Annotated in this window: 11 protein-coding genes; 4 read left to right on the plus strand and 7 right to left on the minus strand. The window is 67.2% G+C overall.

Annotation, left to right across the window (positions count from 1 at the left end):
* Positions 1-8: 8 nt before the first annotated feature.
* Positions 9-272 (minus strand): DUF6460 domain-containing protein, encoded by a 264-nt coding sequence (locus L879_RS0117425; protein WP_051435405.1) that lies wholly within the window; start codon positions 270-272, stop codon positions 9-11.
* A gap of 92 nt (positions 273-364) precedes the next feature.
* On the opposite strand from L879_RS0117425, the gene L879_RS0117430 reads away from it, so the two are divergent.
* Positions 365-1,306 carry an alpha/beta hydrolase gene (locus tag L879_RS0117430; RefSeq protein ID WP_027317229.1) on the plus strand — a complete coding sequence of 314 codons (942 nt, stop codon included), beginning with the start codon at positions 365-367 and terminating at the stop codon, positions 1,304-1,306.
* A gap of 100 nt (positions 1,307-1,406) precedes the next feature.
* Here L879_RS0117430 and L879_RS0117435 read toward each other — a convergent pair whose 3' ends face one another.
* The 4 genes from L879_RS0117435 to L879_RS0117450 form a co-directional block, all read right to left on the minus strand.
* Positions 1,407-2,078, minus strand: a complete 672-nt coding sequence (locus L879_RS0117435) for a response regulator (protein WP_027317230.1) — start codon at positions 2,076-2,078, stop codon at positions 1,407-1,409.
* A 128-nt stretch (positions 2,079-2,206) separates the two neighbouring features.
* Entirely contained in the window at positions 2,207-2,659 is a 453-nt protein-coding gene (locus L879_RS0117440) for a secondary thiamine-phosphate synthase enzyme YjbQ (protein WP_027317231.1), read from the minus strand.
* Between the two features lie 2 nt (positions 2,660-2,661).
* A complete protein-coding gene (locus L879_RS0117445; RefSeq protein WP_027317232.1) occupies positions 2,662-4,404 on the minus strand; it encodes a cisplatin damage response ATP-dependent DNA ligase in 1,743 nt (580 codons plus the stop codon).
* Positions 4,401-5,456: a ligase-associated DNA damage response exonuclease gene (locus tag L879_RS0117450; RefSeq protein ID WP_027317233.1), complete on the minus strand. Its 1,056-nt coding sequence runs from the start codon at positions 5,454-5,456 to the stop codon at positions 4,401-4,403. Before L879_RS0117450 ends, L879_RS0117445 begins: the two co-directional genes overlap by 4 nt.
* A gap of 79 nt (positions 5,457-5,535) precedes the next feature.
* Here L879_RS0117450 and L879_RS0117455 point away from each other — a divergent pair, with 79 nt between their 5' ends.
* Positions 5,536-6,465, plus strand: coding sequence for a class I SAM-dependent DNA methyltransferase (locus L879_RS0117455; protein WP_027317234.1), 930 nt, complete (start codon positions 5,536-5,538; stop codon positions 6,463-6,465).
* A gap of 1 nt (position 6,466) precedes the next feature.
* Here the strand turns inward: L879_RS0117455 and L879_RS0117460 are convergent, their stop codons facing one another.
* Positions 6,467-7,285, minus strand: a complete 819-nt coding sequence (locus L879_RS0117460; RefSeq protein WP_027317235.1) for an SDR family oxidoreductase — start codon at positions 7,283-7,285, stop codon at positions 6,467-6,469.
* A 154-nt stretch (positions 7,286-7,439) separates the two neighbouring features.
* Here L879_RS0117460 and L879_RS0117465 point away from each other — a divergent pair, with 154 nt between their 5' ends.
* Together L879_RS0117465 and pdeM are read left to right on the plus strand one after the other, a co-directional pair.
* On the plus strand, positions 7,440-9,947 hold the full coding sequence (locus L879_RS0117465) for a ligase-associated DNA damage response DEXH box helicase (RefSeq protein ID WP_027317236.1): 2,508 nt from the start codon (positions 7,440-7,442) through the stop codon (positions 9,945-9,947).
* Entirely contained in the window at positions 9,944-10,645 is a 702-nt protein-coding gene (gene pdeM, locus L879_RS0117470; protein WP_027317237.1) for a ligase-associated DNA damage response endonuclease PdeM, read from the plus strand. Before L879_RS0117465 ends, pdeM begins: the two co-directional genes overlap by 4 nt.
* 69 nt (positions 10,646-10,714) lie before the next feature.
* Here pdeM and L879_RS23375 read toward each other — a convergent pair.
* A partial coding sequence (locus tag L879_RS23375; RefSeq protein WP_280948955.1) for a flagellin occupies positions 10,715-10,824 on the minus strand: 110 nt, incomplete at its 5' end.

Consider the following 10,824-nt stretch of genomic DNA (forward strand, 5'->3'; position numbering starts at 1 on the left):
GAAATGCGTCAGCGTCGGCTGCCGAACAGGCGCGAAACGAACCAGAGCGGGACGACGATGATGGCCCCGTAAACGACCCAGAGCCCCACTTCCTTAACGGTATCGAGGCTGAGATCGAGGACGGAGCCGATCCAGTTGAACACTCCCTCGATCAGTCTGAGGGGAGTGATGTCGAGGAAGGCCATGAAGGCCCCGACGAGGAGGGACAGGAAGATCAGCTTGACCAGGACGGAGCCTGGGGAGCCGCCAAGAAAACGGTTCAGATTGGACATATCTCTTCTCGTCGGAAAGCGTAACTGGACCTGGGCCTCCGCATATGCTTCATCGCAGGGGCCTGCGATGAACGCAACCACCTGAGTTTCGCATGATCGATCCTGCTCTCTTCGATCCCTCCGCCATCAGCGAGGAGATCCGCGCCCAGAACGCCGATATCGTGGCCAAGCTCGCGGCCCTTCCCGATCCCACCTCCGTGCCGCCGGCCCTCGTTCGCGAGCGCCGCCGCCAGGGGCTCGGGCCGTTTCCCCTGATGCCCTTGAGCAGCAAGGCGCGGGCGATCACGATCGATGGGCCCGGAGGCCCCATTCCCTTGCGGATCATCGCGCCGGAGAATCCCCGCGGCGTCTATCTCCACATCCACGGCGGCGGCTGGACCTGGGGCACGGCGGACGAGCAGGACCCCTGGCTCGACCGGCTCGCCGACCGCTGCGGTCTTGCGGTCGTCACTGTCGAGTATCGCCTGGCCCCCGAGAATCCCTATCCGGCGGCCCCCGACGATTGCGAGGCCGCCGCGCTCTGGGTGATCCGGGAAATGGAGAGCCGCTTCGGCACCTCGCGCCTGTTCATCGGCGGCGAGTCGGCGGGAGCCCATCTCTCGGCGGTGACGATGCTGCGCCTGAGGGACCGGCATGGGCTCAAGCCCTTCCGGGGCGCGAACCTGTTCGCCGGCTGCTACGATCTCAACCTGACGCCGAGCGTCCGGCACTGGGGCAGCGAGCGCCTGATCCTCAACACGAACGACATCCGGGTCTTCGCCAACAACTTCGTCGGCCATGTGAGCGACCGGACGGATCCCGATATCTCGCCGCTTTTCGCCGATCTCAAGGGATTGCCGCCCACGCTTTTCTCCGTCGGCACGAGGGACATGCTGGTGGACGACACGCTCTTCATGGCCTCTCGTTACGCAGCGGCGGGCAACCAGGCCGAACTCGCCGTCTGGCCCGGCGGCTGCCATGTGTTCATCCGCTTCGACAGCGCCATGAGCGAGCAGGCGCTGTCGCGGATCGACGCGTTCATCGAGAGGCTCTGACGCATCCCATAACGGGGATCGGGCCAGAGAGTGCTGACCCGCGCGTTCGCCCGGTTTCCACTGCCTGGGCCAAGGCAGGCCCTCGTTGCCGGAGAATGTCTTAGTTCGCCCCGGCCGGGGAGGGGCGCTGGGTCACGCCGATCTTCGAGGCGGCGATGACGGCCTGCGTGCGGCTGTCGACGCCGAGCTTGTCGAGGATGGCGGAGACATGGGCCTTCACGGTGGCCTCCGAAACCCCGAGCTCATAGGCGATCTGCTTGTTGAGCAGGCCCTCGGAGAGCATGGTCAGCACGCGAACCTGCTGCGGCGTGAGGGTGCCCAGACGCCGGACGAGGTCGGCGGTTTCCGGGTCCTCGGCGGCCGAGAGGTCCACATCCGGCGGGGTCCAGGTATCGCCCGCGAGCACGGCCTGGATCGCGCCGCCGATGCTGTCGATGTCGATGGATTTCGGGATGAAGCCGGAAGCGCCGAAATCCATGGCGCGCCGGATCACGGTGGGATCCTCCGTAGCGGAAACGATCATCACCGGAAGCTCGGGATACTGCGCCCTCAGCGACATGAGCCCCGAGAAGCCCTGGACGCCCGGCATGGTCAGGTCGAGGAGGATGAGGTCGACGTCGCGCTGCTGGGACAGGGTGGCGTTCAAGTCCTCCATGCCGCTGGCCTCGATCACGCGGGACTGTGGCATGATGGAGGCGACGGCCTGTCTCAATGCGCCACGAAACAACGGATGGTCATCGGCAATGATGATCGTGGTGGTTTGACTTTGCACGTTTCGTCTTCTCCCACGAGAGGCTCCCTTGAGCCTTAGCCGCATCCTTCACGAAATAGCAAGGCGGCAATCTATGATCTTGTCTAATCTACGGGAATCTACGGAGATCCCGCATCCGTTCATGTGGATTACGCCCCGATCAGGTGGAAAATAAGGTCGCGGGCATGGGGCCGGTCCCGGTGCTCGACGAGATAGATCCCCTGCCAGGTCCCGAGGACCATCTGGCCGTCCACGACGGGAATGGACAGCGAAATCCCGGACAGGACGGTCCTGATATGGGCCGGCATGTCGTCCGGACCTTCCGTTGCGTGAATATACCCGGCGTCGCGGGGTGCGAGCCGGTCAAAGGCGGTCAGCAGGTCGCGGCGCACATCAGGGTCGGCGTTCTCCTGGATCAGCAGCGACGCCGAGGTATGACGGCAGAAGATGGTCAGGAGGCCGTTCAGGACGCCGGTGCCGAACACCCAGCGGGAGACGGCCTCCGTGATCTCCGTGAAGCCCGGCCCCTGGGTCTCCACCACGAGCCGTCCGTTGACCTGCTGCGTCACGCTGCCCTCGGAGAGGGTTTCCACGTTAAACATCGTCACGCTTTGCTCCGTTCAGTCTGTCGATCCTTCAACGGATGAACTTCCTTTTCGCCCCGTTCGAGCATCTTCTCGAGGGTCTCGATGCGGTCGGCCTCCGCCGCCGGCTTGTCCCAGCGGATGCGGTTGATGCGGGGAAAGCGCATGGCGACGCCGGATTTGTGGCGGGTCGAGCGTTGCAGTCCCTCGAAGGCCACCTCCAGCACGAGCCCCTTCTCCTTGCCGTATTCCACCTCCCGCACGGGCCCGAACCGGTTGACCGTGTGGTTGCGGACATAGCGGTCGAGCTTCACCAGCTCCTCGTCGGTGAAGCCGTGATAGGCCTTGCCGACGGGCACCAGTTCCTCGCCGTCAGGCCCGTCGCGCCAGACGCCGAAGGTGTAGTCGGAGTAGAAGGACGAGCGCTTTCCGTGGCCGCGCTGGCCGTACATCATCACCGCATCGACGAGATACGGATCGCGCTTCCATTTGTACCAGTACCCCTTGGGGCGGCCTGGGAGATAGGGGCTGTCCGCCCGCTTGATCATGCAGCCTTCGATGGCCTCCGCGTCGGGACCGGCTCCGACCGCTGCCGGATCGGCGCGGGCGGCGGCCAGCTCCTCCCAGGATGCGAAGGGCACCAGGGGCGAGAGGTCGATGCGCGGATCGGCGAGCCTTGCCACGAGCGCCTCGAGCCGCCTGCGCCGCTCCGCGAAGGGCAGGGCGCGCAGGTCCTCCGTCCCCTCGAACAGGATGTCGTAGACCCTCAGATGCGCCGGAAACTCCGCGATCAGCTTCGGGGTCACGGCCTTCCGGTTCAGCCGCTGCTGGAGCACGTTGAAGCTCTGCACGCGGCCCTCCCGTACGATCAGGAGTTCGCCGTCGATCGATCCCTCGAAGGCGAGCGCCTCTAGGAGGTCCGGGAAGGCGCGGGAGACGTCCTCGCCCGTGCGGGAATAGATGCGGCGCACCGAACGCCCGTCGCCGTCCCGGCCTGCGGCGGCCTGGAGGCGGATTCCGTCCCATTTCCATTCGGCCATGAAGTCGGCGGCCGCATGCTTCCCGAAATCCTCGTCCTCCAGCGGATGCGCGAGCATGGGCGGATGGAAAGGGGCGGGATTGCTGGTCTCCGGCCTGTCCCCCCGGCCCTCGACCCAGGCGAAGAGGTCCTGATAGGGCGCTTCCAGGCCGTGCCAGATCAGCTCGACCTCATCGGGCTCCACTTGGCCCAGCTGGGCCACGGCGGTCTTGGCCAGCCGCGCCGAGACGCCGACGCGCAGCTCCCGCGTGATGAGCTTGAGCAGCGCCCAGCGCCCGGTCTCGTCGAGGGCGTCGAGCCAGCCCGCGACCTTCGCGGGCAGGTCGCTCTTGCTCATGGTGGCAAGCGTCTCGACCACTTCCGTCAACGAGGGCACATGCGGCGGATTGTTGTGGCCCGGTCCGATGTCGCCTCCCCCTTGCGGGAAAGGGATCGCCGCCTCCTGATGCCCCGGCGCGGGCCAGATCAGCGCCACAGTTTCCGCGAGATCGCCGACATAGTGGTAGGACATCCGGAACAGCTCCGGATCGGTCCGCTCCTCCACGAGGCCCCGGATCAGGCCGGGCTTGGCCTCCTTGAACGTCAGCGCGCCGGTCATGGCGGCCAGGGCGTAGCCCCGCTCCGGGTCCGCCGTGTGGCGGAAATAGTCCGTGAGCAGCCGCAGTTTCGCGTTGCGGCGCGGCTCGTAGGCGAGCCGGTCGAGGAGGGCGGCGAAGCGGTTCATGCGCCGTCTCCCGCTTCCGCCGTGGCGGCCTGAGGCTCCTCCGCCTCGCCCTCGTCGCCATAGCCCAGCATGTGCAGGGGCCGGGCCCGGATGCCGCGGGCGGTGCACCAATGGACGAGCGCATCCTCCTGGCCATGGGTGACCCAGACCTCGCCGGCGCCGGTCTCCCGGATCGTGCGGCAGAGGTCGTCCCAGTCGGAATGGTCGGAGATCACGAGGGGCAGCTCCACGCCCTTCTGCCGGGCCCGCGCCCTGACCCGCATCCAGCCGGAGGCGAAGCACGTGACGGGATCGGGGAACCGGCGGGACCATAGGTCCTGGATGGAGGAGGGCGGACAGATCACGATGGCGCCCGCGAGCTTCGCGCGCTCGGAGGCCGCGACCTTGGGCGTCTCGCCCAAGGGGATCCCCTCGGACTTGTAGAGCTCGGTCAGGCGCTCCATGGCCCCGTGAAGATAGATCGGCCTGTCGTAGCCCTCCTCGCGTAGCAGCGCCATGACGCGCTGCGCCTTGCCGAGCGCATAGGCCCCGACGATATGGGCGCGCTCCGGGAACAGGGCGACGGAATCGAGGAGCTTTCGCACCTCCGCCCGCGTATCGGGGTGGCGGAAAACCGGCAGGCCGAAGGTCGCCTCCGTGATGAACACGTCGCAGGGCACGACCTCGTACGCCAAGCAGGTCGGGTCCTCGGCGCGCTTGTAGTCGCCCGAGACCACGACGCGGGTGCCGCCCGCCTCGATGACGATCTGGGCCGAGCCCAACACATGGCCCGCAGGTGTAAAGCGCACGGTCGCGTCGCCGATGCGGAGGCTCTCGCGCAAGGGCGCCTCCTGGGTCGAGCCCGCGAAGCCCTCCCCGTAGCGCACGCCCATGATTCGCAGGGTCTCCCGCGTCGCCAGGACGGAGCGGTGGCCCGCGCGGGCATGGTCCGAATGACCATGGGTGATGAGCGCCCGTTGGACGGGCCTGACCGGATCGATGTGGAAGTCGCCGAGGGGGCAATAGAGCCCTTGCGGGGTCTGGGTGAGGATGTCGGTGGAACGCAGCGCCATGGATGAGAATATAGGGTTGCCTCGGGGCTAAGCCCAAGTCGCATTGACAGAACCCCGTCTCTCCCGCATCCGAAAAGCCATGCCGCAGACCACCACCGTCCGAACCTCCGGCGATTACCTCGCCGACCGACGCTACGAATATGCCCGCGCCGCCTTCGACGAGCGGGACTTCGAGGCCGCGGCCGATCTGGCGCGGCAGGTGCTGGAACTCGCGCCGGGTTTCGCGGCGGCCCATGCCATGCTGGGGCGCTCGCTCGCCGAGATGGGCCGGCGGGAGGAGGCACTGGAAGCCCTGCGGCAGGCGCTCGCTCTCGAACCCGGGGACGAGCTCGGCGTTCGGATCGACCTCGCCAGGCTCGGCGCCCTGCCGCCCGACGAGGCGATGACGGACGGCTATGTGCGGGCGCTCTTCGACGATTACGCGCCCAAGTTCGACCGGCACCTGACGAAGAGCCTGGCCTATCGCGGCCCGGAGCTGATCGCCGATGCCCTGCGCCGGGCCTGCTCGAAGCGTATCCGCGATTACCGGTTCGGTCCGACCCTCGATCTCGGCTGCGGCACGGGGCTGATGGCGCAGGCGCTCGACGGGCTCTGCGCCTCCATCGAGGGCGTCGATCTCTCGCCGCGCATGCTGGAGAAGGCGGCCAGGACGAAGCTCTACGCTGCCCTGCACGAGAGCGAGCTGGTCTCGTTCCTCTCGGGCCGCAAAGACGCCGAGGCCGACCTCGTGGTGGCGGCCGACGTGTTCGTCTACATGGCGGCGCTCGATGCGGTCTTTCGCGAAGCGCACCGGGTGCTCGGGCGCGAAGGGTTGTTCGCCTTCACGGTGCAGGCCCATGAGGGCGCGGATTTCATCCTCGGCCGCGACGCCCGCTATGCCCATAGCGAGGCCTATCTCCGCGCGCTCGCGGAGCGGACCGGCTTTTCCGTCGCGATCCTCGAACCGGTCTCGACCCGCGAGGATCGCGGCGTGCCGGTTCCCGGGTTCCTGGCGGTGCTGCAGCGCTGATCTACCGCGCCGGCGTCGAGGGATGCGGCGCGCTCTCGTAGCAGCCCAGCACCGATTGGTCGAAATCGATCAGCGAGCCGGTCATGAGGCCGGATTCGGACGAGGCGAGGAACGCCACGGCGCGGGCCACCTCGCGCGGGTCCAGCAGGCGGCCGAAGGGCTGCTCCCCGGCGGCCTTCTCCAGCCATCCGTCCTGCGCACCGTGATAGGTCTTCATGATCCGGTCCTCGCCCGGCGTGTTCATCCAGCCGATGTTGAGCCCATTCACGCGGATGCGCCAGGGCATGAGGCTGAAGGCGGCGTTCTTGGTGAGCGTGGCGAGCGCGCCCTTGGAGCCGCAATAGGCGGAGATGAAGGGCTGGCCGCCATGGGCCGACATGGACAGGATGTTGACCATCGCGCCCTCGATCCGCTCCCGCCGCATGATCTTGGCGGCCTCCTGCATGAGGAAGAAGGGGGCGCGCACGTTCACCGCGAACATGCGGTCGAAGAGTTCCGGCGTCGTGTCGAAGATCGTGCCGCGATCGGTGATGCCCGCCGCGTTCACGAGCACGTCGAGCCGCCCGAAGATGCTGTCCGCCCGCGCCGTGACCTGACGGGCCTCCTCGACGCTTTCGAGATCCGCCCGCACGAACTCCGTGTGGCAGCCCTGTTCGGAGATTGAGCGCGCCACCGCATGCCCCCGCTCCTCGTTGCGCCCGCAGATCACGAGCCCCTTGGCGCCGCGTTCGGCGAGCGTGCGGGCGATGGCCTCGCCGAGGCCCTGCGTGCCTCCCGTGACGACGGCGACGGCATTCTCGAACTGGGAATCGTAGGGCATGGCGCTGGTCCTCTCATTGTGGTTCTTTGCGGGTCCCGAGCTGAGTCGATCCTTGCCCCGATGGCAAGCGGCTAGGAGGCGGCTTTCACATGTTCCGGGTGCTCCGAAGCGAGGCCATGGCGAAACCTTTTCGGCGGCCTTATCTTGAGGGTTCATGTCCCAACGCTCCGCCTCCCTCCTCCCGAAGACCTTTCGAGACTGGTTCAAGAGCCGCGGCTGGACGCCGCGGGCGCACCAGCTCGACCTCGTCGCCAAGGCGCGAGAGGGGCGCTCCGTGCTGCTGGTGGCGCCGACGGGAGCGGGCAAGACGCTCGCCGGGTTCCTGCCGAGCCTCGTCGAGCTGGCGGAGCGGGGACGAGGCCGGGCCGGCGGGGCGCGGGGGCTGCACACCCTCTACATTTCGCCCCTGAAGGCGCTCGCCACCGACATCGCCCGCAATCTCGAGCGGCCGGTGGCGGAGATGGGCCTGCCCATCCGCATCGAGACGCGCACGGGCGACACGCCCTCTCACAAGCGGGCCCGGCAGATCGAGCGTCCGCCCGACATCCTGCTCACCACGCCGGAGCAGCTGGCGCTCCTGCTCGCCCATCGCGAGGCCGAGGAGCTGTTCAAGGGCTTGAGGCGCGTGGTTCTGGACGAGCTGCATTCCCTCGTCACCTCGAAGCGCGGCGACCTGCTCTCGCTGGGTCTCGCGCGGCTTCTGGCCATCGCGCCGCAGGCCACCGCCGTGGGGCTCTCCGCGACCGTGCGCGAGCCGGACGATCTCAGGCGCTATCTGGTGCCGCAGCGCTCCCCTGAAAATGCGCTCGCGGATCTCGTCGTGGTGCAGGGAGGGGCCAGGCCCGACATCCGCATGCTCGAACTGGGCGAGCCGTTGCCGCTTGCGGGTCACACGGCCTCGCTCTCGATGCCGGCGATCTATGAGCTGATCAAAGGGCACAAGACCACGCTCGTCTTCGTCAACACGCGGCTCCAGGCCGAATACACGTTCCAGGAACTGTGGAAGCTCAATGACGACGGGCTCGCCATCGCGCTTCATCACGGTTCCCTCGACGTCGCGCAGCGCCGCCGCGTCGAGGAGGCGATGGCGGCAGGCAAACTGAAGGCCGTGGTCTGCACCGCGACCCTCGATCTCGGCATCGATTGGGGGGACGTGGACCTCGTGGTGAATGTGGGCGCGCCAAAAGGCGCCTCGCGGATCATGCAGCGCATCGGCCGTTCCAATCACCGCATGGACGAGCCGTCCCAGGCCTATCTCGTGCCCGCCAACCGCTTCGAGATTCTCGAATGCCGCGCGGCGCTGGATGCGGTGCACGAGGCGGCGCAGGACACGCCGGATGCGCGCATCGGCGCGCTCGACGTTCTTTGCCAGCATATCCTTGGCATGGCCTGCGCCGGGCCGTTTCGTCTGGAGGAGCTTTACGAGGAGGTGCGCTCCGCCGCGCCCTACGCGGAACTCTCCTGGGAGGATTACGAGGCTTGCGTCGCCTTCGTCGCCACCGGGGGCTATGCGCTTCGGGCCTATGAGCGCTTCGCCAAGATCGTGAAGGGCAAGGACGGATTATGGCGCGTGCGCGACGCGCGCATTGCGCAGCAATACCGCCTGAATGTCGGCACCATCGTCGAATCCAGCATGATCAAGGTGCGTCTCGGCAAGAGCCTGCGCTCGCGTCCCGGCACGGTCCTGCCGCGTGGGCGGATCCTCGGAGAGATCGAGGAATACTTCGCCGAGACGCTGACGCCGGGCGACACCTTTCTCTTCGCGGGCGAGGTGCTGCGCTTCGAGGGCATATCCGAGGACGAGGTGGTGGTGACGCGCGCGGGCTCGGGCACGGATCCGATGATCCCGTCCTACGAGGGCGGCAAGTTCCCGCTCTCCACGTTTCTCGCCGCCCGCGTGCGGGACATCCTCGCGGATCCCTTCGAGTGGGATCGCCTGCCGCCGCAGATGACCGAATGGCTGTTGCAGCAGCGCCGCCGCTCGATCGTGCCGGGGCCGCGCGACCTTCTCGTAGAGACCTTTCCGCGCGGCAATCGCTTCTACATGACCTGCTTTCCCTTCGAGGGGCGGCTCGCGCACCAGACGCTCGGCATGCTGCTCACCCGCCGCCTTGAGCGGGCGAAGCTCAAGCCGCTGGGCTTCGTGGCGAACGATTACGGAATCGCGATCTATGCCTCGGGCGACATCGCAGGCCGCGCCGCGCGCGATCCGAATTTCATGGACGACCTGTTCTCGCAGGACATGCTGGGGGACGACCTAGAGGACTGGCTCGCCGAATCCGCGCTGATGAAGCGCACCTTCCGCCAATGCGCCGTGATCGCGGGCCTCATCGAACGCCGCTTCCCAGGAGAGAAGAAGACGGGCCGGCAGGTCACGATCTCCACCGATCTCGTCTATGACGTGCTGCGCAAGCACGAGCCCGGCCATGTTCTCCTGCGCGCCGCGCGGGCGGATGCGGCAACGGGACTCCTCGACGTGAGGCGGCTCGGCATGATGCTTGAGCGCATCCGGGGGCGAATCATTCACAAGCCGCTCGACCGGGTATCCCCTTTGAGCGTCTCCGTCATGCTGGAGATCGGCCGCGAGAGCGTCTATAGCGACAACGCGGACGAAATTCTGGCCGAGGCGGAAGCGGCGCTTCTCGACGAGGCTTTGGCGTGACGGCTTTGCGAAAGATCCAACGGACCACTCAGCAAATAGGGCTGAAAGGGCAGGCGGCGGTGCTCGATCTCACGGGCGCGCTCTATCTGCCCGATCACGATGTCCTGCTCGTGGCCGATCTCCATTTCGAGAAGGGCTCGTCGTTTGCGCGGCGCGGCATGATGCTTCCGCCCTATGATACGCGCGAGACGCTTGCGGCCCTTACCGACGCGGTGTTCCGCTTCGATCCCAGAACCGTCATCGCGCTCGGCGACAGCTTTCACGATATCGGCGGCCCGGACCGCCTCGGAGACGAGGAGCGCACGGCGCTCGGCGGCGTGCAGACGGGGCGCGACTGGATCTGGATCACGGGCAACCACGACCGCGTCCTTCCGGAGAATATCGGCGGGCAGGTGGCGGAGGAAATGATGCTGGGTTCTCTCACCCTGCGTCACGAACCGATGGCCGGAGAACAGGCGGAGATTGCGGGGCATCTGCATCCCGTCGGCAAGGTGGTGATGCGCGGGCGCGCCACGCGGCGGCGCTGCTTCCTCACGGATGGCAACCGCTGCGTGATGCCGGCGCTCGGCGCCTATGCGGGCGGCCTCAACGCCTGCGATGCGGCCTTCAGGCCGCTCTTTTCGAATGGGTTCACCGCGCATCTCATCGGCTCCGAGCGGATCTTCGCCATCGCGAGGTCCATGCTCTGCCGGGATTGACGAGGGCAAAGGGCAAAAGGAAACCCCGCCTGCGAAGGCGGGGTTCCTGTCCGATGAATGCTGCTCTTCTTACTGGAAGAGGCGCAGGATCATCTGGCTGTTCTGGTTGGCCATGGAGAGGGCCTGCACGCCGAGCTGCTGCTGGGTCTGCAGCGCCTGGAAGCGGGTCGAGGCCTCGT

Source organism: Microvirga flocculans ATCC BAA-817, from assembly GCF_000518665.1.
Taxonomy (GTDB): Bacteria; Pseudomonadota; Alphaproteobacteria; order Rhizobiales; family Beijerinckiaceae; genus Microvirga; species Microvirga flocculans.